Source organism: Hydrogenophaga sp., from assembly GCF_030373225.1.
Lineage (GTDB): Bacteria > Pseudomonadota > Gammaproteobacteria > Burkholderiales > Burkholderiaceae_C > Hydrogenophaga.
On record NZ_JAUCZG010000006.1, the window covers coordinates 57,555 to 81,947 of the forward strand.

Genomic DNA, 24,393 nt, shown 5'->3' on the forward strand with positions numbered 1-24,393 from the left:
CCGCCAGACCCACCCCGAGCGACATGCCACTGGGCACCCTGGACCGCACTCCGCCCCCCTTCTTCAAGCAGGGGCCGTCGGCCCTGTCCAAGCTCGTGGTGTTCAGTGCGCTGGCGCTGTTCCTCATGGTGGCCGACCTGCGTTTTGAAGTGGCGCGTCCGGTGCGGGCGGGCATTGCCACCGCCCTTTACCCGTTGCAGTGGCTGGTGATGCAGCCGGTGCAGGCCATGGCCGGTCTGGGCGGCTATTTCACCTCGTTGCACAGCGCGCAACGCAGCGAGGGCGAGGCGCTCAAGCGCCTGGCGACCCAGGCCGACCGGAACCTGCAGCTGGAGCAGATGGCGCTCGAAAACCGGCGCCTGCGGGCCCTGCTCGCCATGCGCGAACGCACTGGCTCCAGGGCCATGGGCGCGCAGGTTCTGTACGACGCGGCCGATCCGTACTCGCGCAAGATCGTGATCGACCGCGGCCAGACGCAGGGCGTGCAGGCCGGCTCACCCGTGATCGACGAAAGCGGCGTGCTCGGCCAGGTCATTCGCGTGTACCCGCTGGTGTCCGAGGTGAGCCTGCTGATCGACCGTGACATGGCGATTCCGGTGCTCAACGTGCGCACGGGCGTGCGCAGCGTGGCCTACGGCCAGCCCTCGACCAAGGGCGATGGCATGGAGCTGCGCTACACCCTGGCCAGCGCCGACATCGCCGAAGGCGACCTGCTCACCACCAGCGGCGTCGACGGTGTTTACCCGCCCGGGTTGCCGGTGGCCCGGGTCACGCTGGTGGCGCGCCAGGCCGAGTCGTCCTTCTCGCGCATCGAGGCCGAGCCGCTGGCACAGGTGCAGGGCGCCCTGCACGTTCTGGTGCTGGAGCCCGCCGGCGCCACCCTGCCAACGTCGCCCCTGACGAATGCCGTGCGCGCCCCGGTGGCGGTCGAGCGTCCCGGCGCCCGGAGCAGCGCGCCATGATCATGCGCCCCGGCCAGCAACTGCTGCTGCCCGCCAACCCCGCCTTCATCTGGTTCAGCCTGCTGCTGGCGCTGATGTTCAACATGGTGCTGAACATGGGGCTGTGGGGCCGTTCGCCGTGGGTGCCCGACCTGCTGGCGGTGACGCTGGTCTTCTGGAGCGTGCACCAGCCGCTGCGCATCGGCGTGGGTGTGGCGTTTCTCTCCGGCCTGGCCATGGACGTGCACCAGGGTGCCTTGCTCGGCCAGCATGCACTGGCGTACACCGTGCTCGGTTTCCTGGCGATCTCCATGCACCGCCGACTGCTCTGGTTCGGCGTGCCCAACCAGGCCGTGCAGGTGCTGCCGCTGTTCGTGGCGGCCCACGTGCTGGAGTTGCTGGTGCGCATGGCTTCGGGTGGCAGCTTCCCGGGTTTGACCTACTTCATCGCCCCGGTGCTCGAAGCCATGCTGTGGCCGGTGGTGAGCGTGTTGCTGCTCGCACCGCAACGGCGCGCTCCCAACCCCGACGACAACCGTCCCCTGTAGCCATGACCGAACTGCGAAACGTCGAAGCCGACCTGGCCCAGTTCCGCGCCCGTTTGCTGGTGATCGGGCTGGTGGTGGTGTTCGCGTTCGGCCTGGTGGCGGCGCGCATGGTGTACCTGCAGGTGCTGCGCCACGACGATTTGCTGGCGCAGGCGGAGAGCAACCGAACGGCGGTGCTGCCGGTGGTGCCCAACCGGGGCCAGATCGTGGACCGCAATGGCCGTGTGCTGGCCACCAACTACTCGGCCTACACGCTGGAGATCACCCCCTCGCGCGTGCCCGACCTCGAGGCCACCATCGCCGCACTGGGTGAGCTGGTGGAGATCACCCCGCGCGACCAGCGCCGGTTTCGCAAGCTGCGCGAGGAATCCCACAGCTTCGACTCCCTGCCCATCCGCACCCGCCTGAGCGATGAAGAGGTGGCGCGCTTCACCGTGCAGCGCTACCGCTTCCCCGGCGTGGAGGTGCGTGCCCGCCTGCTGCGCCAGTACCCCAACGGCGAGACCGCCAGCCACGTGATCGGCTACATCGGGCGCATCAACCAGCGCGAGAAGGAGTCGATCGCCGACTGGGCTGAAGAAGACCAGGCCAACTACCGCGGCACCGAGTACATCGGCAAGCTCGGCGCCGAGCAGAGCCTGGAGCAGACCCTGCACGGGGCCACCGGCTTCGAGCGGGTGGAAACCTCGGCCGGTGGCCGGGCGGTGCGTTCGCTGGCCAACACGCCGGCAACGCCGGGTGACACCGTGGTGTTGTCGATCGACATTCAATTGCAAAAGCTCATCGAGGACATGTTCGGCGAGCGGCGCGGCGCGCTGGTGGCGATCGATCCGCGGACCGGCGAGGTGCTGGCCTTCGTGAGCAAGCCCACCTTCGACCCCAACCTGTTCGTCGAGGGCATCGACGTGGACAACTGGCGCGCACTCAACGAATCGCTGGACAAGCCCCTGCTCAACCGCGCCCTGCGCGGCACCTACCCCCCCGGCTCCACCTACAAGCCTTTCATGGCGCTGGCGGCGCTGGAAACCGGTGCCCGAACGGCGCAGACGGTGATCAACGACCCCGGGTTCTGGATGTTCGGCAGCCACCGCTTCCGCAGCCACGGCGACAGCGGCCTGGGTGCGGTGGACATGAAGCGCAGCATCGTGAAATCGAGCAACACCTACTACTACTCGCTGGCCAACGAGATGGGCGTGGACACCATGCACGACTTCATGAAGCCGCTGGGTTTCGGTCAGATCACCGGCATCGACCTGCGCGGCGAGGTGCGCGGCGTGCTGCCCAGCCAGGCCTGGAAGCGCAACAACTACAAGCGACCGGACCAGCAACGCTGGTACCCCGGCGAGACGATTTCGCTGGGCATCGGCCAGGGCTACAACAGCTTCACCATGCTGCAACTCGCCCACGCCATGGCCACGCTGGCCAATGGCGGCGTGAAACACGCGCCCCACCTGACCATGGCGACGGAAAATGCCATCACCCGCGAGCGCAGCCCGCTGCCCACACCGCCGGCGGTCAACCTGGGCTACAAACCCGCGCACGTGCGCACCGTGCTGGAGGCCATGCAGGCGGTGACCACCGAGGGCACCTCCACGCGCGTGTTTGCCGGCGCCAGCTATGCCAGCGGCGGCAAGACCGGCACAGCGCAGGCCGTCACCATCGGGCAGCGCGACCGCTACGACGCCCGCAAGCTCGAAGAGCACCAGCGCGACCACGCGCTGTACGTGGCCTTCGCTCCGATCGACCAGCCGCGCGTGGCCATTGCCGTGGTGGTGGAGAACGCGGGCTTTGGCGCAGCGGCCGCCGCCCCCATTGCCCGGCGCGTCTTTGACTACCTGCTGCTCGACCAGTACCCCAACCCGCAAGACCTCGCAGCCGTGAGCGTGGGGCAGGCCTCGGCGCCCATCGGCACGCCACTCAAGGCCAGCGAGATGCCCTGGCCGCCAGAAACAGGGGCCACCCCCGCGCCGCTTCGCGCCACTCCCTGAAAGGGGGCAAGGCCTGCGGCCTGGCCAAGCCCGTTCCGCGGCGTTCTGGTTCGAGGCATTTCGTGCCGGAAGGCACCTCTAGCGGATCCAGGCGTCGAAGGTGGTTTTCAGAATCAGGGCCGACACCACCACGATGAAGGCGATGCGCACGAAGCCGCTGCCGTGCTTGAGCGCCAGGCGCGTGCCGAGCAGACTGCCCACCACGTTGGCAAAGCCCATGGCCAGGACGAAATGCCACCAGATGTGGCCCTTCCAGGCAAACACCGTCAAGGCGGCCAGGTTGGTGGCGGTGTTGATGAGCTTGGCGCTGGCGCTGGCGTGCAGGAAGTCGTAGCCCAGCCAGCGAACGAACAGAAACACGAAGAAGCTGCCGGTGCCGGGGCCGAAGAAGCCGTCGTAAAAACCGATGGTGGCGCCCAGCAGGCAGGCGGCGGCGGTTTCTTGCCGACCACTGAAGCGCGGTGCGTGGTGACGCCCGAGTTCCTTGCGCGCCAGCGTGTAGACCAACACAACGGCCAGCACCAGCGGCAGCGCACGACGCAGGAAGTCGGGCGAAATCACGGTCACGGTCCAGGCGCCGGCCATCGAGCCCCCAAACCCCACTGCCGCCGCAGGCAGCAGGGCGCGCCAGGGCATGTCGACGCGCCGGGCGTATTGCAGGGTGGCCGCTGCCGTGCCCCACACCCCCGCGCCCTTGGCCACGCCGAACAGCGTGGCGGGGTGGGTGGCGGGGAACATGGCGAACAGCGCGGGCACCAGGATGAGGCCGCCGCCGCCCACGATCGAATCCACAAAGCCGGCAAACAGCGAAGCCAGCGAGACGAGCAACAGTTCCATGAAGGGATTGTCGCCCCCACGCTCCCCCGCTGCGCGAGGTCCGCTGCCCCCCGCGGGGGCTGGGCCCGGCCTTGGGGCGGCCCGGCGGCTGGGCCGGTCCGTCGCCCCCACGCTGCCCCGCTGCCCCCGAGGGGGCTGGCCCTGTGTCGCCAGTGCAATGTGTGAGGGCGAAAAAAAACCGACCCACATGGGTCGGTTTGAGGAATTGGGCATCTCTGGGGACGCTGAAAGCCGTTTTTCTGGATGGACTGGGTTGTCTCCTCGGTCCCCCGCGGTCACCAGCGCAGTGCGCTTGAGCGAGTGCATGCACTGTATCGGCTCGCACCAGCGCTGTGCACTCGGGCTTTCCCTTGGCCGGGACAACCCTTGGCACAGCTTATGCGTCGGCCCCGCTGTCGTTGGAAACAGGTAACAAAATGCACCACAAACGTGTCGCAGCCGTCATTCGTCAACCCCAGGAACCGAGAAACTTTGTTTCCCCCCGCGCCGTTTTCCTTGCCCTTCTATCTCCCTTGACCGCCGTCGCGCAGTCGGCGCCCGCCGCCGCCGAAGCGCCCGCTGCCGCGCTCACCGCGCCGGGTCTGGTGGCGGCCAGCTCCATTCAGGGTGCCGACACCGCCTGGCTCATGATGAGCACGGCGCTGGTCCTGCTGATGACCTTGCCGGGCATCGCGCTTTTCTACGGCGGCATGGTGCGCCGCTTCAACGTGATCAACACCATGGCCAGCGTGGTCGGCATCGCCGCGGTGGTGAGCCTGTTGTGGTTCGGCGTGGCGTACTCGCTGGCCTTCACCCCGGGCGGCGCGCTGGGCGGTTTCATCGGCGGCGTGGAGCGCATGGGTTTCTCCGGCATGGAGTTCCTGGGCTCCACCGGACAGGTGGCCGTGAGCCACATTGCCCGGCACGTGCCCGAATCGGTGTTTGCCATGTTCCAGCTCACCTTTGCCATCATCACCTGCGCCCTGGTGGTGGGTGCTCTGGTGGAGCGCATGCACTTCGGTGCCTTGCTCACGTTCACCGGCCTGTGGTTGCTGCTGGTGTACGCGCCCATCGCCCACTGGGTGTGGGAGCCCGGTGGCTGGCTGGCGCAGCTCGGTGCGCTGGACTTCGCCGGTGGCTCGGTGGTGCACATCAACGCCGGTGCGGCTGCACTGGTCTGCGCCTATGCCCTGGGGCCGCGCGAGGGTTATGGCCGCGAGCCCTTCGTGCCGTTCAACCTGGGCCTGACCATGGCCGGCACCGGCCTCCTGTGGGTGGGCTGGTTCGGCTTCAACGCCGGCTCCGCGCTGGCGGCTGACGGCCGCGCAGGCCTGGCCATGGCGGTCACGCACATCGCGGCGGCGGCAGGCGCGCTTTCATGGATGGGCGCCGAGTGGCTGGCGCGCAAACGCGCTTCGCTGCTGGGCCTGTGCTCGGGCGTGGTGGCGGGCCTGGTGGCCATCACGCCGGCGGCGGGTTTTGTCACCCCGCGCAGCGCGCTCATCATCGGTCTGGTGGCGGGCGTGGCCTGCTACTGGGGCGCCACCACGCTCAAGCGCAAGCTGCGTGCCGACGACTCGCTCGATGTGTTTGGCGTGCACGGCGTGGGCGGCCTGGTGGGCGCGCTGCTCACCGGCGTGCTGGCCGACCCGGCGATCTCGGGCGTGGAGGCCAGCTTCATGGCTCAGGTGATCGCATGCGTGGCCGTGCTGTCCTACAGCCTGGTCATGACGGCCGTGGTGCTGTGGATCACCTCGCGCTTCACGACGCTGCGGGTGCGCGAGTTCGAGGAGCGCGCCGGCCTGGACGTGTCCCTGCACAACGAACAGCTCGGTCACTGAGGCAACCACCCGATGACTTCAAACGACGTCTTTGCCCTCGCCGCGCACCTGCATGTGCTGCTGCGGCGCAAGACCGGCCGCGTGACCGACACCGAGTGGCTGGCCGGCAACGCGGACTACGCGCGTGAGATCCTGCGGTTCACCCGCGAGAAAGCCACGGCGGGCGACCACGCCGACCTGCTGGCCCTGGCCGACAAGCTCGAAGCGGCCATTCCGCTGATGGTGGCTCCCGCTCGCAAGCCCCTGTTGCAGGCCGCGGCCGACACGCTGAAGGCGGGACAGGTCAGTTCGGCAACGGCACAGCGCGCAGCAACCCCGCGATCGGGCGGGTTTGCCAACTCCATGCCGGCAGGGCAAAACAGTGGCTTCATCGAGTCGACCCTGAACTCGGTGTTCGGCGGGCAGCGCAAGGACGGCGAGGAGCCGGACGGCCGCTACGTGGGCGGCATTCGCTGACCGACGACACCCGTTCAGGGTGAACGGCCTTCAAACCCCTCTGGCTATCCAGCGCGCCGCTTTCTCCGCAATCATGAGCGTGGGACTGTTGGTGTTGCCGCTGGTGATGGTGGGCATCACGCCCGCATCGACCACGCGCAGCCCCGCCACGCCCCGCACACGCAGGTGGCTGTCCACCGCCGCCAAGGGGTCGTCGGACCGCCCCATCCTGGTGGTGCCCACCGGGTGGAAGATGGTGCTGGCGATGTCGCCGGCCAGCCGGGCGAGCTCCTCGTCGCTCTGGAACTGCACGCCCGGCTTGAATTCTTCCGGCTGGAACTTCGCCAACGCCGGCTGGGCCACGATGCGGCGCGTCACGCGCAGGCTGTCGGCGGCGACTTGCCGGTCTTCGGGCGTGCTCAGGTAGCGCGGCGCGATCGCCGGCGCGGCATCGGGCTTCGCCGAGGTGATGCGGACATGCCCACGGCTGGTGGGATTGAGGTTGCACACGCTGGCCGTGAAAGCCGGGAAGCTGTGCAGCGGTTCGCCAAAGGCATCGAGGCTGAGCGGCTGCACGTGGTATTCGATGTTGGGCCAGGGCTGGGCGGGGTCGCTGCGGGTGAAGGCGCCGAGCTGGCTGGGCGCCATGCTCATGGGGCCGCTGCGCCTGATCGCGTACTCGAGCCCGATCTTCGCCTTGCCCCACAGGCTGCTGGCCAGCACGTTGAGCGTGGTCGCGCCCTGGACCTTGAACACCGCCCGGATCTGCAGGTGGTCCTGCAGGTTTTCGCCCACCCCGGGCAGCTCGTGCCGAACGACAATGCCGTGCAGTTGCAGCAGGGCGGCCGGGCCGATGCCCGAGCGCTGCAGGATGGCCGGGGAGCCGATGCTGCCCGCACTCAGCACCACCTCGCGGGTGGCCGACACGCGCACGGTCTGACCGCCGCGCAGCAATTCGACGCCGGTGCAGCGCAACTGACCGTTCGCATCGTGCTCCAGCACCAGCTTGTCGGTGGCGGTTTCGGTCCACACGGTGAGGTTGGGGCGACCCTGTGCCGGGCGCAGAAACGCTTTCGAGGCGTTCCAGCGCCAGCCGCTTTTCTGGTTCACCTCGAAGTAGCCGACGCCCTCGTTGTCGCCGGTGTTGAAGTCGGTGCTGGCGGGCACGCCGGCTTGTTGGGCCGCCTGCGAAAACGCGTCGAGCACGTCCCAGCGCAGGCGCTGCTTTTCGATGCGCCATTCACCGCCATGCCCATGCAGCCTGGCGAACGCCGGATCTTGCGCGGCATCGAGCCGGTGGTGGTTTTCGTGGGCCTTGAAGTCGGGCAGGCAGTTGTCCCAGCACCAGTCGTCGTCGCCGGTGAGCTGCGCCCACTGGTCGTAGTCGCGACGCTGCCCGCGCATGTAGATCATGCCGTTGATGCTGGAACAGCCCCCCAGGCCCTTGCCGCGCGGGTAGCGCAGCCGGCGCCCGTTGAGCCCGGGGTCGGCCTCCGTCTGGTAGAGCCAGTCGGTGCGCGGGTTGCCGATGCAGTAGAGGTAGCCCACCGGAATGTGGATCCAGTGGTAGTCGTCCTTGCGCCCAGCCTCGACGAGCAGCACGCGCCGGGACGCGTCGGCACTGAGCCGGTTGGCCAGCAGGCAGCCCGCGGTGCCGGCGCCGATGACGATGAAGTCGAAGGTGGTGTTGTTCATGGAGGCGTCTCCTCGCCTGGGTGGTCGTCGCTCAGTCCGTAGTCGCCGCGCTCAAAAGCCACGAGCACCGCCTTGGCTTGTGCCAGCCGGTGTTCGGGCACCTGCACACGCACGGGAATCGCACCGGCCAGCAGCGTGTAGGCCTGCACCAGGTGCGCGTCGGCCACGGCCGCCGGCACACCGGCGGCTTGCAGCATGCCGCGAAGCATGTACGCCTCGGTCGGGCTGAACACGGTGATCAGCGTTTGCCAGTCACCGAGTACCGGGTCGTAGGGACTGTTGCCGTCGCTCACGCCCGGCCCTGCTTCACTTGGCTGTTGGCATGACGAATTCAGCACCCTTGCCGATCGACTCCGGCCAGCGCTGCATGATCGATTTCTGCTTGGTGTAGAAGCGCACGCCTTCCTCGCCGTAGGCGTGCATGTCACCAAACAGGCTCTTCTTCCAGCCGCCGAAACCGTGCCAGGCCATGGGCACCGGGATCGGCACGTTGATGCCGACCATGCCCACCTGAATGCGCCGCGCGAACTCGCGTGCCAGATTGCCGTCGCGGGTGAAGCAACTCACGCCGTTGCCGAACTCGTGGTCGTTGATGATCTGCACCGCCTTGGCAAAGTCGGGCACGCGCACGCACGAGAGCACCGGACCGAAGATCTCTTCCTTGTAGATCTTCATGTCGGTGGTGACATGGTCGAACAGCGTGCCACCCATCCAGAAGCCCTTGCCGCAGCCGTCACCGGTCTGCGTGGCGTCGAACACGCGGCCATCCACCAGCATCTGCGCGCCTTCGCTGGCACCCGCTTCGATGTAGCCGGTGATGCGCTGGTGCGCCGCGGCGGTGACGATCGGGCCCATCTCGGCGGCCAGGTTGGTGCCGTTGAGCACCTTGAGTGCCCGGGTGCGCTCGACCAGCCTGGGCATGATCCTGTCGGCCACGTCGCCCACCAGCACCGCCACGCTGATCGCCATGCAGCGCTCACCGGCCGAACCGTAGGCCGCACCGATCAGCGCGTCCACCGCCTGGTCCAGGTCCGCATCGGGCATGACCACCATGTGGTTTTTGGCGCCGCCCAGGGCCTGCACGCGTTTGCCGTGGTGGGCACCGGTCTCATAGATGTGGTTGGCGATCGGCGTGGAGCCGACGAAGCTGATGGCTTTCACATCGGGGTGGACCAGCAGCGCATCCACGGCTTCCTTGTCGCCCTGCACCACGTTGAACACGCCGTCGGGCAGGCCGGCCTGCTTGAACAGCTCGCCCATGAACAGCGAAGCGGAGGGGTCGATCGGGCTGGGCTTGAGCACAAAGGTGTTGCCCGCGGCAATCGCCACCGGGAACATCCACATGGGCACCATCACGGGGAAGTTGAACGGCGTGATGCCGGCGACCACGCCCAATGGCTGGCGCAGCGTCCAGTTGTCCATGCCGGTCGATACCTGGTCGGTGAAGTCGCCCTTGAGCAGCTGCGGGATGCCGCAAGAGAATTCGATGATGTCGATGCCGCGCGCCACTTCGCCCTGCGCATCGGTGAACACCTTGCCGTGTTCGGCGGTGATCAGGTGGGCCAGCTGGTCCTTGTGCTGGTTGACCAGCTCCAGAAACTTGAACATCACGCGCGCCCGGCGAATGGGTGGCGTGTCGGCCCAAGCCGGGAAGGCCGCCTGCGCGGCAGCCACCGCGGCGTTCACGTCGGCGCCGTTGGCCAGCGCCACACGCCCGGTCACCGCACCGGTGGCCGGGTTGAAAACGTCCTGCTGGCGCGACGAACTGCCGGCAGCAACCTGGCCGCCGATGAAATGGTTGATATTTGCGATGCTCATGGTGAATCTCCTAAGAATGGGTCAAGTGTGAAAGGAAAAATCGCAAAAATCCAATGAAATCGCCGGACAAGATTTATAAGGGTTTCAAATAATGCCGCTGCCCGTTCTGGAGTCCCGATGAAGCAACCCACCCTGACCCATGTGGATCCACAGACCCTGCGTGCCTTTGCCGCCGTGGCCCGCGAAGGCAATGTGTCGCGCGCCGCCCTGCGCCTGCACCTGAGCCAGCCTGCGGTGAGCCTGCAGCTCAAGGCGCTGGCCGAGGCCACCGGCCTGCAGCTTTTCACCCGCACCGCCCAGGGCATGGCGCTCACGCACGATGGCGCTGCGCTGCTGCCGCTGGCCGACAAGGCGCTGGCCGCGCTGGCCGACTTCGGCCAGGCCGCCGCCGGCCTGCACAACACGGTGCGCGGCACCTTGCGCATCGGCACGATTCTCGACCCCGAATTCACCCGCCTGGGGGCCTTTCTGAAACAGCTGGTCGAGTCCAGTCCGCAGGTCGGCACCGAGCTGCGACAGGGCATGAGCGGCGACGTGCTTGCCCTGATCGACCGCAGCGACCTGGATGTGGGCTTTTTCCTCAACCTGCCCGACGACCCCGCCGGTCCCGCCCACCGGTTTCGCGCACTGACCCGCTTCACCTACCGCGTGCTCGCGCCTGCCGGTTGGGGGCCGCAGGTCGTCGGCAAGGACTGGAAGGCCCTCGCGGCCTTGCCCTGGCTGGCCACCCCGCCGGCCAGCGCGCACCACCGCCTGCAGCGCCGCGTGTTCGGGCCCGGTTCGCTCACCGGCCTGGAACCCAGGCGGGTGGCGCTGGTCGACCAGGAGGCGTCGATGCTCGATCTGGTCAAAAGCGGCGTGGGCCTGTCGCTGGTGCGCGACTCGATTGCCATGCACGAAGCCCAGACCCACGGCCTGGCGATCGCCGACCAGGTGGAGCTGGCCTGCGACCTCAGCTTCGTCTGCCTGGCCGCGCGCGCGGGCGAGCCGGTGATCGAGGCTGCGTGGGCGGCGCTGGGCGCCGTCTGGGGCCCGGGCCTGCCCGGTCTTGCGGCGCCTTGAGCCGCCCGGCGATGCCGCCGGCCCGGAAGGCGCCCCCCGTGGGCACGGCTGTGGGTCTTTCAACTTCTGTTTTTACGAAGTCATGCTCCCGATATCTCTGCTTTAACAGGATGTTCGTGTGGACTACCCTGCACCGTACCTAATTTTCCCGATGGAGACTTTGATGAAAAAGTGGATTTCCCTGCTGGCCGTGGTCATGACCCTGGGCCTTGGCGCTGCCCATTTCGACGCCGAGGCCAAGCGCATGGGCGGCGGCAAGTCCTTCGGCATGCAGCGTCAGGCCACCCCGCCGGCCAAGGCGCCCGCTGCACCCACGGCCACGCCTGCCGCCGCGGGTGCCGGTGCGGCCGCGGCCAGCACCGGTCGCAGCTGGATGGGTCCGATCGCCGGTCTCGCCGCGGGCCTGGGCCTCATGGCGCTGGCCTCGCACCTGGGCTTTGGCGAAGGCCTGGCCAACATGCTGATGATCGGCCTGATGATCGCTGCGGCCATCGCGGTGTTCGGCTTCATCATGCGCAAGCGCGCCATGGCCCAGCAAGGCGGCTCGGGTGGTCTGGCCTACGCGTCCGCCGGTGCCTCGCGCCAGGCCGCGCCGCAGCACCAGACCCTTCGCACGCCGGTGAATGGCGGTGGCGGCTCCATGATCGGTGCTTCCCTGGGTGGCGCGACGGCCAGCCGCATCCCGGCCGACTTTGACGTGCAGGCCTTCGAGCGCAACGCCAAGGTCAACTTCATCCGCCTGCAGGCCGCCAACGACGCCGGCAACCTCGATGACATCCGCGCCTTCACGACGCCGGAGATGTTTGCCGAGCTGCAGATGGACCTGAGCGAGCGCGACGGCGCCGCCCAGCACACCGACGTGGTGCGCATCGAAGCCGAGGTGCTGGAGGTGGAAGAGGGCGACAGCCGCTATGTCGTGAGCGTGCGGTTCGCAGGCGAGACCCGTGACAGCGGGGCCGACAGCACGGAGAGCTTCGATGAAATCTGGCACCTGACCAAGCCGCGCCAGGGCCAGGGCGGCTGGCTGCTGGCCGGTATCCAGCAAAGCAGCTGAGGCCGCGGCGGGTCATTCCCGCCGATGCAGCGCTGCGCGAGCCCCGGCATTTGCTTGCCGGGGCGTTTTTTTCGTCCAGCGGTCTGCGCTGCCCCTCAGTCGGACCGGGCGGGTGGTGCCTGCCGCTGCAACCGGTCCCAGTCCTTGAGCGCTTGTTGCAGGCGATTTTTCGAGTCGGGGTGGCCTTTGCTGAAGGTTTTCGCAAGAAAGGAGCGCAGGCCTTCGTCGGGCGCGGGAGCGCCGCTGGCCTTGAGCGCGTCGATCAGCAGCATCACCACCTGGAAGCTTTTCGATCGGGCCGCCATGTGCAGCATGCCCTGGCCGGTCGGGGTGCGGTCCTGCAGGTTGGCGCCGTGTTCGATCATGTGGCGCACCAGTCCGGCCTTGCCTTCGCTGCAGGCCCAGTGCCAGGGCACCAGGCCGCCCTCGGCCGGGGCGTTGAAGTCGGCGCCGGGCGCGAGCAGCTCGGGTGCGAGCGGCCAGCCCGAGGCCTTGATCATCTGTTGGGTCTTCCAGTCGGTCATCGGTCGGTGTGGTGAAGGTTGGGTCGGGGATGTCGCATGATCCCAGAAGCCGGCGCCTGTGCAGACCGGGGCACGGCTCGCCAGGGCGACGCACATGAATGCCTTTGATGGACTGCGCCACGCCGGTTCGGGTTTTCAACACCCATTCGGTATTTTCAAGGCCCGGGTAAACCTTGGGTTGACAGGGAATTGGGCCGGAACGGATCATGCACTCGGCCCAGAGTTCCCGACCCGATACCACGAACCGATCAGCGCCAGCCTCCCGCTCGCGCCTTCCCACCCAGCCCCACCGAGCGCGTCGTGTTGTCCCGCCCTTCCAGTCTCATCTCTTCTGTTGTTCACGACAGTGCACAGCCGTCGCTGGCCACGCTCGTCTACCGCAGCCGCTGCGTCACCCCGCTGGACGAAGCCGAGCTGAGGCAGTTGGTGGAATCCGCCCTCCAGCGCAACCGGGTCGAGTCGATCACGGGCTTGCTGATTTACGACGGCGGGCGCTTCCTTCAATGGCTCGAGGGCCCGGCCGAAGGGGTGGACCGCGTCTGGCAGTCGATCCGGGCCGATCGTCGCCACACCGACGTGGAGATCCTGGGCCACATGCCCAGCACCGTGCGCTGCTTTCCCGACTGGGGCATGAAGCTCGGTGAGCGCGACCCGGACGAGCGCCCCGATGCGGCCAACGACGCGCGCATGAGTCCGCCGCACAACCTCATCGAGCTGCTGCGCAGCCAGCAGGGTGTGCCGCACGCATCCCCCTGCGACCAATGGCAGAACGCCCCGGCCCACCCCGAGTTTGAACACGAGTTCGCCCGGCTGGACCACGAAATTCTCAAACGCGTGGTGGACTCCACCGTGTTGCCCCAGGTCACTCCGCGCTACGGCATCGAGCAACCGCTGCGCGCGGAGGCCGATCGTGATCCCCGCATGGCCAGCCTGGCGCGGCTGCTGGTGGCGGCCGACCCGGCCGAAGCGTTTGCCTTGCTGGACATCCTGCATGCCGAAGCCGGTTCGCTGCGCGCTTCGTGCATGTGGGTCTCCGAACCGGCAGCGCGCGACCTGGGGGACCTGTGGGCCTCCGACGAGGTGTCCGAATTCGACGTGACGCTCGGCCTGGGCCGCCTGCAGCAGTCGTTTCGCAAGCTGTGCCTGGAGGCCGATCACAACGAGCGTCCGCAAGAGCGCCTGCGCGGGCGCATCCTGATTGCGCCGCTGCCGGGCGAACAGCACCTGATGGGCGCGGTGTTCGACGCCGAGATGATGTGGCGGGAAGGCTGGGACACGCGGTGCGAATTCCCCGAAGACACCGCCACCCTGACCCGGCTGGTGAAGCGCGAGTGGTTCGATGTGGTGGACCTCTCGCTGAGCCTGGCCTTCAGCCGGGAAGACTGGATGCCGCGCATGGCGGCCACCATCGCCGCCGTGCGCAGCGCCTCACCGAACCCAGCGCTCGTGGTGGTGGTGCGCGGGCGCGTGTTCTTCGATCACGACGAGCCGCTGCCCGAACTCATCCACAGTGTGGGCGCCGACGGCGCCAGCACCGCGGCGGTGCTGGTCGTGCCCTCGTTTCAGGCCTCCGCCGCACGCGGCTGAAGCCGCTGCACCGGCAGTCCGGCCAGGCGCCTCAGGCCCGTGGCGACTGGGCCAGGAAAAACCGCAGCATCTCGGCCGACGCGTCGGGGCCGGCGTTGTCGGTGAACGAGCCCGTGGCATCACCGCCCGACCAGGCGTGGCCCGCACCGTGCACGGTCCACTGCTCGACGATCACGCGACCTGCGGCATCGGCGTGAACCGTTCGGGTGTAGCGGCGTCCTCCAGCCGCGCTGCCGGATTCGCTGCTGGCGCCCAGCGCCGCAACGGCATGGCGCGCCCGGTCCACGATGTGCTCGCCGTTGCTGTGCTGGACGGTGTGGTCGCGGTCGCCATGGAACACGATGGTGGGCACGGCGTGCGTGGTCTTGCGCCGTGGGTCGTCGGCGGTGCCCGGGAAGTGGGCTTGTCCCATCACGCCGCGACCTTTCATGGCCGCCAGTGCCGAAGGAATGTCGTGCGCCGCCGCAAACGGCAGGCCCGAGTGCGCGCCCACGGCCGCGAAGAGGTCGGGCCAGGTCTCGCCCAGGATCACCGCCATGGCCGCGCCGGCCGAGAGGCCCGCGACAAATACCCTCTTCGCATCCACCGGCTGGGTGGCGGCAGATTCGACCATCACCTCCCGCACCATGGCGGCGATGAGGGCGGGTTCGCCGCCTTCGCGCAGCTGGTCTTGTGGACGAAACCAGTTCCAGCAGCGCGAGGCGTTGGCGCTGGTCGATTGCTCGGGATAGAGCACCAGAAAGCCGTGCTGGTCGGCCAGCCGGTTCATCTGCGTGCCGGCGGCAAAGTCGTCGGCCGACTGGGTGCAGCCGTGCAGCATCACGACCAGCGGTCGTGGACCGGTTGGCATGCCCGCCCCTGCGGCGGGCTGGTAGAGCTTGTAGTCGCGAACGCCGGCAGGATGGTTCAGCGTGCGGCGGGTGAACTGACCGGCATCCCCTGCCGCGGGGCGGGCCGAGAGGTCACGCGCTGCCACCTCGATCACATCGGACGCACCGGCTGCGGGTGAAGCCTCACCCCCCAGGCCGGCGGCGGCGAGTGCCTTGCGGATGGTCTGCGTGACGCCCTGGAGGGGTCCGGAGCGGGTGTCCAGCCCGGCCTGGGCGAGCGCCTTGCCGATGGTGTCGTTGATGTTCATGGCCAGCGTGGGCGAAATGGGGGTTTTCAATGGGGGTGTTTCGTTGAAGGAAAAAGAGGGTTCAGACGGTGCGGGTCGCCAGCGCACGACGCACCGCCGCGCTGGCATGAAAGGCGCCCAGCACCGACACGCTCTCGATGGCGGCCAGTGCAAGTTCGGGCGTGACGTCGTCGTCGATGCGGGCCAGACCCACCACCTGGATGCGCAAGCGAACGCCTTCGGCCACGCTGCGCTCGAGGTCAGCGCGGGTGAGGTGTTGCAACCCCAGGGTGAGGGTCTTGCGGGCCACGGTCTGTTTCAGGGTGTCGGCGTGGGTGGCGAGCAGGTTGCGCACCGCCGTGCGCACGAGATCGGAGCGGTTTGAATAGAAACCTTCCTGCACCAGCAGGTCGACCTGGCCGAGATCGACCACGCCGAGGTTGACGGTCATCTTCTCGGAGTCGCCCACGCGCGGGCGGGACTCAAGCAGTCGCAGTGTCATGTTTTGCCATCCATGTGGATTCCATATGGATGGTATTTGAACACGTTTGCGGCCTTTGCAAGGGCGTGTCCCCCTGACAACACCGGGGTGCGCTGGCGAACAGCGCCATACTCGTTGCGCCCTCACACTCCCCGCGGTGACCATGAACACACCCAGCACCCCCAAGGCGACCGAATCCCGTTCCAGCGAGCCACAGAGCCTTTCGCCGCTGCCGGCCCCCGCCGTCTCGGCGGCGCTCACGCTGCGTCTGATGCTGACCGCCGTCACGGTGGCGTTTGCCTGGATCCTGCTGCCCTTCTTCGGCACCATCCTCTGGGGTTCGATCATCGCGCTGATGTTTGCGCCGCTCTACCGTTGGCTGTTGCCGCGCATGAACCACCGGCACACGCGTGCCGCGCTGGTCACCATGGGGGCTGCGCTGATGGTGGTGGTGCTGCCCGCCGTGCTGGTGCTGATCTCGCTGGCCCGGGAGGCGACACAGATGTACAGCCGCATCCAGTCGGGCGAGGTGAATCCCGCGCTGATGCTGCGCGGCCTGTTCGACGCCCTGCCCGACGGGCTGATGGGCTTGCTCAGGCGTTTTGGTCTGGGCAACTTCGACCAGGTGCAGCGCAAGTTCAACGCCTTGCTCTCCCAGGGCAGCGAGTTGATCGCCACGCACACCTTCAATCTGGGACAGGACGCCTTCACGCTGGTGGTCAGCGTGTTCATCACGCTGTACCTGGCTTTTTTCCTCACCCGGGACGGCGCGAGCATCGTGCGCAGCGTCCGGATGGCCATTCCGCTGCCGCCGGACCACAAGCAGGAACTGCTCGAGCGCTTTGGCACGGTGCTGCGTGCCACCGTCAAGGGCAATCTGGTGGTGGCGCTGGTGCAGGGCATGTTGGGTGGACTGGCGTTCTGGGTGCTGGAAGTGAATGGGGCGCTGTTGTGGGCGGTGCTGATGGCCGCGCTCTCCCTGTTGCCCGCCGTGGGCGCTGGCCTGGTCTGGCTGCCGGTGGCCCTGTACCTGTTTGCCGTGGGCGATGTCTGGCAGGGCTCGGCCCTGGTGGCCTATGGCGTGCTGATCATCGGATTGGCCGACAACGTGCTGCGCCCGCTGCTGGTCGGCAAGGACACCGGCATGCCCGACTACCTGGTGCTGATCACCACGCTGGGCGGGATCGCGGTGATGGGCATCAACGGCTTTGTGGTCGGCCCCACCATCGCAGCCATGTTCGTGGCGGTCTGGCACATCCAGACCACCACGCGGCCCCTGATGCCACCGCACAAGCCATCCAGCGTGCAGACGACGCCCGAGCCGCAGCCACCGGTTGATCCGCCGGCGCCCTGACTCACACCGCCGGCGCGCTGAGCAGTCGCTGCACCAGCGGGTGCTGCACCTTGCGCGCGGTGCCGATGGCGTAAAAGTGCTCACGCACGCCGTCACAGGCGCCGATCCAGCGCAGCCCATAACCTTTGGAGAGCTTCTCGCGCATGCGCTCGGCGGCCGGGAACACCCCCATGCCCGAGGCCCCGAAGGTGGCCAGCAGGGCACTGTCCTCGAACTCGCCCACCACCCGCGGAAGCACGGCATGGCCCTCGAACCACTGGTCGATGCGCAGGCGAACCGACGCATGGGCTGTTGGCAGCAGCACCGGCACCGAGGCCAGGCTGTGGGGAAAGTCGCGTCGCGCCTCGGCCAGCCAGGCCTGGGGCGCGAACCAGCCGAGGGCGGACGACCCCAGTGCGTGGCTGTACAGCTTGAGGTTGGGATTGGCCGGCGCTGGCCGGTCGGAGAGCACCACGTCGAGCCGGTGCAGCGCCAGCTCGGCCAGCAGATCGTCGAACTCGCCCTCGTGGCAGAGCAGGCGCAGGTTCGGCTCGGCCAGTGCCGGCTCCAGCAGGTCGCGCACCGCGAGTTTGGGCAGGCCGTCGGAGATGCCCACCACCAGCCGGACCTCGCTGGCGCGGGTGGCGTCGCGCACGGCGGCGGGCAACTGTTCACCGAGGTGAAAGATCTGCTCGGCCACCTGCAGGGCGGCCTGCCCCGACTCGGTGAGGGCCAGGCCTCGACCCGCCGGCTTGAACAGCGCGTGGCCGAGCGACTGCTCGAGCAGTCGCACCTGGGCGCTTACCGTCTGCACCGCCATGCCCAGGCGGGCAGCAGCGTGCGACATGCCACCTTCCTTGGCGGTGACCCAGAAGTAATACAGGTGCTTGTAGTTGAGTTCCGTGTTCATGCTTCGGTTTTTCAGAATGTTGGTGCAGTGATTCTCTGCTTTTCCAAGCAAGCCTGCACGCCTATGCTCGCTACTTTTCGTCAGGAGATCACCATGCGAACCTACGCCGCGAACAGTCCGCAGGCCGCAGCCCGTCTGCTGGCCATGGCACTGGTGGCCGATGGCAACTACGCCCTGAGCGAGATCCGGGCCCTGGACCGGCTGGACGCTGCGCGCCAGCTCGGGCTGTCGCCCGAGGACCTCAAGGCCGTGATCGACGCGTTTTGCGAAGATCTGCTGGCCGGTGCGCGCGGAGAGTGGCTGGGCTCGTCGCAGCTCGACGCCGCCACCCGCAAGTCCCTGCTGGCCGAGGTGACCGACCCGGCCCTGCGCGCCACCATCGTCGCCCTGTGCGAAGCTGTCGTGGCGGCCGACGGCCACGTTGCAGAAGGCGAGACCGCGCTGCTGGACAGCTTCACCCGCGAATGGCGTCAGCTGCCCGAGCGACCCAAAAACCCCGAAGGAGCCTTGTCATGAAAGCGATCGTCTGGAGCGTCTTTGCCCTTCTGGGTGTCTGCTGGACCGCGCTGGTGGCCGTGGGTGTGCAGGTCACCGGCTGGTTGTTGGGCATGGCCGGCTCGGGCGAAGCCACTGCGGTGGCCACGTCGGTAGGCCAGTGGCCGGTGCCGGCCTGGGCCGCGCTGTGGGTCGATCCGGCATGGCTGCAGGCCGTGCAGGTCCTGTGGGTCGACCTGGTTCAATGGCTGGGCCAGGTGGCGCCCTCCAGCGAAAGCCTGATGGGCTGGATCGCGCCGTTGCTGTGGACCGGCTGGGGCCTGGGCATGTTGTGCCTGCTGGCGCTCGCCATGGGCCTGCACTGGTTGGCGGGCCGGCTGAACACACCCACCGCTTTGCGCGGCGCGTCCGCGAACGGCCACGCTTGAACCAAGGCCTTGCCCGATCGCTGCGTCGTGCGGCCCGTGTGCACACGGTCGGGGCGCGGATGCAGGCACCGGCCGGGCAGGTCGACCTGCGCCTGAGCCTGGCCGAGTTGCTGCGGCTGCATGGCGACAACTCGACCGCGGTCGTGCTGATGCTCATGGCGTTGCTCACGGTGGTTCCGATCGCCGGCGCCGGCACGGTGCTCAGCCTGGGCATCCTGGCGATCGCGGGCGCGTGGATGCGCGGGCTCGACGACATGGAACTGCCCCGCCGGCTGGGCGCCTTGAGCCTGAACGAGCGATGGACCGGCCGCTGTCTGCACGGGCTGGCCTGGATGTACGAGCGGGCCAACCGGTGGCTGAAGCCTCGCTGGTCGCTCTGGAGCCACCGGTCCACGCGCTGGGGCTGGGGCGCATGGATCGCCTTGATGGCCGCGGTGATCTTCCTGCCCTTGCCGCTGGGCAATGTGCTGCCCAGCCTGAGCCTGATCCTGCTGAGCCTGGGCTGGATGTTTCGCGACGGCGTGGCCCTGGCCGTCTCTGCGCTGGCGGGTTGTGCGGCGCTGGCCTACACCGCCTCGCTGGCGAGCCTGCTGGTGCAGCTGGTGGACCGCGCCTGGGCCTGGCTTCCTGCCTGAGCTGCGCGGCGAAGAGGGGATGCGCGTCACGCGCGGCGTCTAGAATCGGCCCACACTTCTCCGGACCTCACATTTGACGCCTGCCGCCGCCACCGCCTTGCCATCCGACACCTGCCCGCTGTACGTGGATCTGGATGGAACGCTCACGCCCAGCGACACCCTGTACGAGTCGGTGATGCTGTACATCCGCCGCAACCCTTTCCACCTGTTCCGGCTGTTCGCATGGCTGGCGCTGGGCAAGGCCGGCTTCAAGCGCAAACTGGCCAACGCCGTGCGCCCCGACCCGGCCCGCCTGCCGTACCACGAACACTTCATGCAGTTCCTGCGCGAGGAGCGCGACCGCGGGCGCAGTCTGGTGCTGGCCAGCGCCGCCGATGCGCGCATCGTGCGCGACGTGGCCGAACACCTCCAGCTGTTCGACGACACGCTCGGCACCAACGCCGGCGCCGACGGCCTGAACCTGAGCCGGGCCAACAAGCGCGACGCGATCGCCTCGCACGCCCGGGCGCGCGGCCACAGCACCTGGGCCTACGCCGGCAACAGCGCAGACGACATCGCGGTGTGGCAGGGCAGCGCGCAAGCGGTGGCGGTGAACGCTCCGGCCCGCGTGGTCAGTGAGCTGCAGCGGGTCCACCCGCAGGCCCGCGTGTTCGAGCGCGAGCCGTTGCGGCTGAAAACCGTTCTGCGGGCGATTCGCCTGAAGCAGTGGTCGAAAAACGCCCTGCTGTTCGTGCCGCTGCTGGCGTCACACCGCACCGATCCCCACCTGTGGGGCTTGGTGCTGCTGGCGTTCGTGGCCTTCGGCCTGTGTGCATCGGCCACCTACCTGTTCAACGACCTGCTGGACCTGCCCAACGACCGGGCGCACCGCCTCAAACGACACCGGCCGCTGGCCGCCGCAACGATCAGCATCCCGCTGGCGGTGCTGCTGGGCAGCGCGATGCTGGTGCTGGCCTTCGTGCTGGCCTGGGCGGTGTCACCGACATTCACCGGCATGCTGCTGCTCTACACGGTGACCACCCTGGCTTATTCGATGGTGCTCAAGCGCATGGCGCTGATCGACGTGCTGGTGCTCTCGGGCCTGTACACCTTGCGCATCGCTGCCGGTGCGGTGGCGGCCAACGTGGCGCTGTCCAACTGGCTGGCTGCGTTCTCCATCTTCCTGTTTCTCAGTCTGGCGCTGGTCAAGCGTTGCGCAGAACTCGAGGAACTCGACGACAAGCACGCCACGCTGGCGCCAGGCCGGGGCTACCAGCCGCGGGACCTCCCGTCGCTGCGCGCCATGGGCATGGCCAGCGGCTTCCTGGCGGTGATGGTGCTGGCCCTGTACATCGACAGCCAGAACAGCGAGATGCTCTATGCCAATCCGCAATGGCTGTGGGCTGCGGCGCCTGTGCTGCTGCTCTGGATCATGCGCATCTGGCTCAAGACCGGCCGGCGCGAGTTGCACGGCGAAGATCCGCTGCAGTTCGCCTTGAAAGACCCGTTCAGCTGGATGACCTTGCTGGCCATGGGCGGGATCGGCATCACCGCCACCATCGGACTCTGAGTCGCCCATGAAATCCATCGCCATCGGCCTGGCCGTTTTCTGTGTGCTGCTGTCCTCGGCTGCGCAAATCGCCATGAAACGCGGCATGGGTGTGCCCGCCGGTGGCGATGTGGGTGCCACCTACCTGCATGCCCTCGGCAGCCCCATGGTGTGGCTCGGCCTGGTGCTGTATGGCGCCAGCGCCGTGCTGTGGCTGTGGGTGCTGTCGCGGCTCGACGTGAGCCTGGCCTACCCGCTGGTGAGCATGGGTTTCGTGGTGACGATGGCGCTGGGCGTGCTGTGGCTGGGCGAGCCGTTTTCCTGGCTGCGGGTTGCGGGCTGCACCTTGATCGTGCTGGGCGTGAGCCTGCTGGCGCTCGACGCCTGAGCGCCCTGCGATGCGAGCCTCCGCCTTCTCCGCCCACGCCAGCCGCCAGATCTTCTGGTGGACCTTCGCCATCACCCTGGCTCTGAAGATCGTCATCGCAGCGGGCTTTCCGTTCACCGGTGACGAAGCCTTCTTCTACCAGTGGGGCGTGTTCCCGGCCTGGGGCTACTCCGACCATCCGCCGATGGTGGGATGGTTGCTGGCGTTGCTGCGCCAGATCAGCGACCACCCGCTGGCGCTGCGCAGCTTCACGCTGTTGGTCACGAGCGTGATCGCGCTGGGCATCGTCGATGTGTTGCGCCGCCTCCTGCCCGACGAGCGCGAATCCAGCGCCTGGCTGGCGGGCGCGGTGTACCTGGCCATGCCGTGGAGCTGGATGTTCGTTCTGGTGACCACCGACACGCCACTGATCTTCTTCATGGCGCTGTCGGCCTGGGCCTACCTGCGGGCCGACACGAGTGCTGCGCGCAGCGTGCCCTGGTATGCGCTGGCCGGCCTGTTTCTGGGTCTGGCGTTCCTCTCCAAGTACTTCGCGGCGCTGCTGGGCTTCGCCTATGCGGCGCATTGCCTGGGCTGGCGGCGCGAGCGCTGGTGGGCGCCGTTCCTGATCTTTGCACTGGCCCTGCCCTCGATTGTGATCAATGTGGCCTTCAACGCCACCCACGGCTGGACCAACGTGATGTTCAACTTGTTCAACCGCAACGAAGCGTCGGCCTGGTCGCTCAAGACCTTCGCCACCTACGCCGCGATGGCGGTCTATCTGTTCACGCCCTGGCTGCTGTGGCGCGCGGCGGCGGCCCGTCCGGCACCCGGCACCTCGGCCGCCACGCGCACGACGCTGGCGGTGCTCTGGCTCTTTCCCGTGGTGGTGTTCGCGCTGCTGAGCACGCGCCGCACCATCGGCCTGCACTGGGTGCTGGGCTTCGTGCCGCTGTTCGTGGTCTGGGCCGGCCTTCGGCTCGAGGCACGGCCGCTGCGCAGGGCACTGGCCTGGACGGTGGCGCTGTCCGCGCCGCACTTGCTGGTGGTGGCGGCCATCGCCTGGGCACCGCTGGCCTGGTGGCAACCCTTCAAGATTCACGATCGCGCGGTGTTCCTGCGCGAAACACCCGCGGTGGTGGCCGAGCTGAGGCGCGACCTGCCGCCGGGCGCCACGCTCATGGCGCGCACCTACAACCCGGCCGGCATGCTGGCGTTTCACCACGGCGCCTACATTCCGGTGTTCGGCGTGGGCCGCCACCACGCCCGTCAGGACGACCAGATCGTGGATTTCCGGCGCTACGACGGCCAGCCAATCCGGGTGTTTCTCTACGACGAACCGGTGCTCGCCGAGTTCGAGCCTTTCTTCGAGCGCGTGAGCGTCAAGCGTTTCGAGGTGCAGGGTGTGCCGTTCTTCGCGGTGGATGGGGTGGGGTTCCGTTTCCAGGCCTACCGCGACGGGGTGCTGGCCGCGGTGGCGCGGGAATTCCACGACGTGCCGGCGTGGTTGCCGTTGCTCGGCAGCCCGTTCTGTGAACGCTACGGTTTTGTTTCCTGCTCCCCTTCCCGCCTGGACCCGCCCGCTCAGGAAGAAAAAGGGACGCGCGCGGCCACGGCGCACATCAATTCATAGCCAATCGTCCCGGCCGCCGCCGCAACCTCGTCAACCGGCAGCACCGTCGCGGCCGAAGACCGGCCCCACAGGACCACCTCCGATCCGATGCCGGCGCCGTCCTGGCCGGACAGGTCCACGGTGACCATGTCCATGCTCACCCGTCCCACCAAGCGCGTGCGAACCCCGTTCACCAGCACCGGCGTGCCGTTCGGGGCGTGGCGAGGATAGCCATCGGCGTAGCCGCAGGCCACCACGCCGATGCGCATGGCCTTGTCCGCCGTGAAGGTGGAGCCATAGCCCACGGTGTCGCCCGGCTGCAGGCTCTGCACGCCGATGATGCGGCTCGCCAGGGTCATGGCCGGCTGCAGGTTCCAGTCGGCGGCCGAGCGCGCGGGAAAGTCGGGCGCACTGCCGTACAGCGCGATGCCCTCGCGAACCCAGTCGGCGGCGAGGGTGCTCACGCCCTCGCCGCGCAGGGCCTCGCCCGGATGGCGCAGCAGGGCGGCGCTGTTGCACAGGGTGCGCTCGCCCGGCAGGTCGGCCGTGGCGGCCTCGAAGGCGGCCACCTGGTGGGCGATGCCGCGCGGGCCGTCCGCGTCGCTGAAGTGCGTCATCAGCGAGATCTCGTCGACCTGGGGCAGGGCATTGAGTCGCGCCCAGGCGCTGCGGAATGCGTTGGGCGTGAAGCCCAGTCGGTTCATGCCGCTGTTGAGCTTGAGGAACACGCGGTGCGGCGCCAGTGTCTTGTGCGCAGCGAGCCAGTCGATCTGCTCGGTGCAGTGCACCGTGTGCCACAGGTGCAGGCGCGAGCACAGCTCGAGGTCGCGGGGCTCGAACACGCCTTCCAGCAGCAGGATGGGGCCGCGCCAGTCCAGTGCGCGGATCCGTTCGGCTTCGGCCAGATCCAGCAGGGCGAACCCGTCGGCCGAACGCAGCGCGTCGAAGCAGCGCTCGATGCCATGACCGTACGCATTGGCCTTGACCACCGCCCAGACGAGCGCGTCGGGTGCGCACTCGCGGGCGCGTTGCAGGTTGTGACGCAGGGCGTCGGTGTGGACGGTGGCAAGGATGGGGCGGGGCATGGAGCAGGCGGGTGTGAGGCCGGTCATCGGGGGGCGCTGCGCGCGTGGTCAACGCGGGTGAATTCGAGGTCGTTTCAGGGTGGCGTGCTATAA

Annotated in this window: 24 protein-coding genes; 15 read left to right on the forward strand and 9 right to left on the reverse strand. The window is 68.2% G+C overall.

Features of this window, described 5'->3' with window-relative positions; translation table 11 throughout:
• The first annotated feature begins 23 nt into the window (after window positions 1–23).
• The 3 genes from mreC to mrdA are packed head-to-tail and all read left to right on the forward strand — an operon-like array spanning window position 24 to window position 3,477.
• A complete protein-coding gene (gene mreC, locus QUV35_RS05290; protein ID WP_300871401.1) occupies window positions 24–962 on the forward strand; it encodes a rod shape-determining protein MreC in 939 nt (312 codons plus the stop codon).
• Window positions 959–1,489 carry a rod shape-determining protein MreD gene (gene mreD, locus QUV35_RS05295; RefSeq protein ID WP_300871402.1) on the forward strand — a complete coding sequence of 177 codons (531 nt, stop codon included), beginning with the start codon at window positions 959–961 and terminating at the stop codon, window positions 1,487–1,489. Before mreC ends, mreD begins: the two co-directional genes overlap by 4 nt.
• 2 nt (window positions 1,490–1,491) lie before the next feature.
• Window positions 1,492–3,477, forward strand: a complete 1,986-nt coding sequence (mrdA, locus tag QUV35_RS05300; RefSeq protein WP_300871403.1) for a penicillin-binding protein 2 — start codon at window positions 1,492–1,494, stop codon at window positions 3,475–3,477.
• A gap of 78 nt (window positions 3,478–3,555) precedes the next feature.
• On the opposite strand, the gene QUV35_RS05305 is transcribed toward mrdA, so the two are convergent.
• Entirely contained in the window at window positions 3,556–4,314 is a 759-nt protein-coding gene (locus tag QUV35_RS05305) for a TSUP family transporter (RefSeq protein WP_300871405.1), read from the reverse strand.
• 512 nt (window positions 4,315–4,826) lie between these two features.
• Here QUV35_RS05305 and QUV35_RS05310 point away from each other — a divergent pair.
• Both QUV35_RS05310 and QUV35_RS05315 read left to right on the forward strand, forming a co-directional pair.
• Window positions 4,827–6,134 (forward strand): ammonium transporter, encoded by a 1,308-nt coding sequence (locus QUV35_RS05310; RefSeq protein WP_300871406.1) that lies wholly within the window; start codon window positions 4,827–4,829, stop codon window positions 6,132–6,134.
• A 12-nt stretch (window positions 6,135–6,146) separates the two neighbouring features.
• A complete protein-coding gene (locus QUV35_RS05315; protein ID WP_300871529.1) occupies window positions 6,147–6,590 on the forward strand; it encodes a hypothetical protein in 444 nt (147 codons plus the stop codon).
• 30 nt (window positions 6,591–6,620) lie between these two features.
• Here QUV35_RS05315 and QUV35_RS05320 read toward each other — a convergent pair whose 3' ends face one another.
• Genes QUV35_RS05320 through QUV35_RS05330 form a run of 3 tightly spaced genes read right to left on the reverse strand, consistent with a single transcriptional unit; the run spans window position 6,621 to window position 10,082 of the window.
• Window positions 6,621–8,264, reverse strand: coding sequence for a GMC family oxidoreductase N-terminal domain-containing protein (locus tag QUV35_RS05320; RefSeq protein ID WP_300871407.1), 1,644 nt, complete (start codon window positions 8,262–8,264; stop codon window positions 6,621–6,623).
• Entirely contained in the window at window positions 8,261–8,557 is a 297-nt protein-coding gene (locus QUV35_RS05325) for a DUF2007 domain-containing protein (protein WP_300871408.1), read from the reverse strand. Before QUV35_RS05325 ends, QUV35_RS05320 begins: the two co-directional genes overlap by 4 nt.
• Before the next feature lie 13 nt (window positions 8,558–8,570).
• Complete coding sequence (locus QUV35_RS05330) at window positions 8,571–10,082, reverse strand: CoA-acylating methylmalonate-semialdehyde dehydrogenase (protein WP_300871410.1); 1,512 nt, start codon at window positions 10,080–10,082, stop codon at window positions 8,571–8,573.
• Window positions 10,083–10,199: 117 nt separating this feature from the next.
• On the opposite strand from QUV35_RS05330, the gene QUV35_RS05335 reads away from it, so the two are divergent.
• Both QUV35_RS05335 and QUV35_RS05340 read left to right on the forward strand, forming a co-directional pair.
• Entirely contained in the window at window positions 10,200–11,144 is a 945-nt protein-coding gene (locus QUV35_RS05335) for a LysR family transcriptional regulator (protein ID WP_300871411.1), read from the forward strand.
• Between the two features lie 163 nt (window positions 11,145–11,307).
• Entirely contained in the window at window positions 11,308–12,198 is an 891-nt protein-coding gene (locus tag QUV35_RS05340) for a Tim44 domain-containing protein (RefSeq protein WP_300871412.1), read from the forward strand.
• A gap of 95 nt (window positions 12,199–12,293) precedes the next feature.
• Here the strand turns inward: QUV35_RS05340 and QUV35_RS05345 are convergent, their stop codons facing one another.
• Window positions 12,294–12,722, reverse strand: a complete 429-nt coding sequence (locus tag QUV35_RS05345) for an ankyrin repeat domain-containing protein (RefSeq protein WP_300871414.1) — start codon at window positions 12,720–12,722, stop codon at window positions 12,294–12,296.
• 300 nt (window positions 12,723–13,022) lie between these two features.
• Between QUV35_RS05345 and QUV35_RS05350 the strand changes: the two genes are divergently transcribed.
• Complete coding sequence (locus QUV35_RS05350) at window positions 13,023–14,309, forward strand: BLUF domain-containing protein (protein WP_300871416.1); 1,287 nt, start codon at window positions 13,023–13,025, stop codon at window positions 14,307–14,309.
• A 31-nt stretch (window positions 14,310–14,340) separates the two neighbouring features.
• On the opposite strand, the gene QUV35_RS05355 is transcribed toward QUV35_RS05350, so the two are convergent.
• Complete coding sequence (locus QUV35_RS05355) at window positions 14,341–15,477, reverse strand: PHB depolymerase family esterase (RefSeq protein WP_300871418.1); 1,137 nt, start codon at window positions 15,475–15,477, stop codon at window positions 14,341–14,343.
• Window positions 15,478–15,508: 31 nt separating this feature from the next.
• Window positions 15,509–15,928 carry a CopG family transcriptional regulator gene (locus QUV35_RS05360; RefSeq protein ID WP_300871419.1) on the reverse strand — a complete coding sequence of 140 codons (420 nt, stop codon included), beginning with the start codon at window positions 15,926–15,928 and terminating at the stop codon, window positions 15,509–15,511.
• Window positions 15,929–16,070: 142 nt separating this feature from the next.
• Here QUV35_RS05360 and QUV35_RS05365 point away from each other — a divergent pair, with 142 nt between their 5' ends.
• Window positions 16,071–17,261, forward strand: coding sequence for an AI-2E family transporter (locus QUV35_RS05365; RefSeq protein WP_300871420.1), 1,191 nt, complete (start codon window positions 16,071–16,073; stop codon window positions 17,259–17,261).
• A gap of 1 nt (window position 17,262) precedes the next feature.
• Here the strand turns inward: QUV35_RS05365 and QUV35_RS05370 are convergent, their stop codons facing one another.
• Window positions 17,263–18,150 (reverse strand): LysR family transcriptional regulator, encoded by an 888-nt coding sequence (locus QUV35_RS05370; protein ID WP_300871421.1) that lies wholly within the window; start codon window positions 18,148–18,150, stop codon window positions 17,263–17,265.
• A gap of 93 nt (window positions 18,151–18,243) precedes the next feature.
• Between QUV35_RS05370 and QUV35_RS05375 the strand changes: the two genes are divergently transcribed.
• From QUV35_RS05375 to QUV35_RS05400, 6 genes are all read left to right on the forward strand, one after another.
• Window positions 18,244–18,666, forward strand: a complete 423-nt coding sequence (locus tag QUV35_RS05375; RefSeq protein WP_300871423.1) for a TerB family tellurite resistance protein — start codon at window positions 18,244–18,246, stop codon at window positions 18,664–18,666.
• On the forward strand, window positions 18,663–19,073 hold the full coding sequence (locus tag QUV35_RS05380) for a hypothetical protein (RefSeq protein WP_300871425.1): 411 nt from the start codon (window positions 18,663–18,665) through the stop codon (window positions 19,071–19,073). Before QUV35_RS05375 ends, QUV35_RS05380 begins: the two co-directional genes overlap by 4 nt.
• The gene (locus tag QUV35_RS05385; RefSeq protein ID WP_300871426.1) at window positions 19,070–19,708 is read left to right on the forward strand and encodes an exopolysaccharide biosynthesis protein; all 639 of its coding nucleotides are present in this window, start codon (window positions 19,070–19,072) and stop codon (window positions 19,706–19,708) included. The genes QUV35_RS05380 and QUV35_RS05385 overlap by 4 nt, the downstream gene beginning before the upstream one ends.
• 73 nt (window positions 19,709–19,781) lie before the next feature.
• Window positions 19,782–21,257 carry a UbiA family prenyltransferase gene (locus QUV35_RS05390; RefSeq protein WP_300871428.1) on the forward strand — a complete coding sequence of 492 codons (1,476 nt, stop codon included), beginning with the start codon at window positions 19,782–19,784 and terminating at the stop codon, window positions 21,255–21,257.
• 7 nt (window positions 21,258–21,264) lie between these two features.
• Window positions 21,265–21,624: an SMR family transporter gene (locus tag QUV35_RS05395; RefSeq protein WP_300871430.1), complete on the forward strand. Its 360-nt coding sequence runs from the start codon at window positions 21,265–21,267 to the stop codon at window positions 21,622–21,624.
• Window positions 21,625–21,634: 10 nt separating this feature from the next.
• The gene (locus QUV35_RS05400) at window positions 21,635–23,236 is read left to right on the forward strand and encodes a glycosyltransferase family 39 protein (protein ID WP_300871432.1); all 1,602 of its coding nucleotides are present in this window, start codon (window positions 21,635–21,637) and stop codon (window positions 23,234–23,236) included.
• On the opposite strand, the gene alr is transcribed toward QUV35_RS05400, so the two are convergent.
• A complete protein-coding gene (alr, locus tag QUV35_RS05405; protein ID WP_300871434.1) occupies window positions 23,188–24,300 on the reverse strand; it encodes an alanine racemase in 1,113 nt (370 codons plus the stop codon). The two genes, QUV35_RS05400 and alr, sit on opposite strands and share 49 nt — an antisense overlap.
• Between the last annotated feature and the right edge of the window lie 93 nt (window positions 24,301–24,393).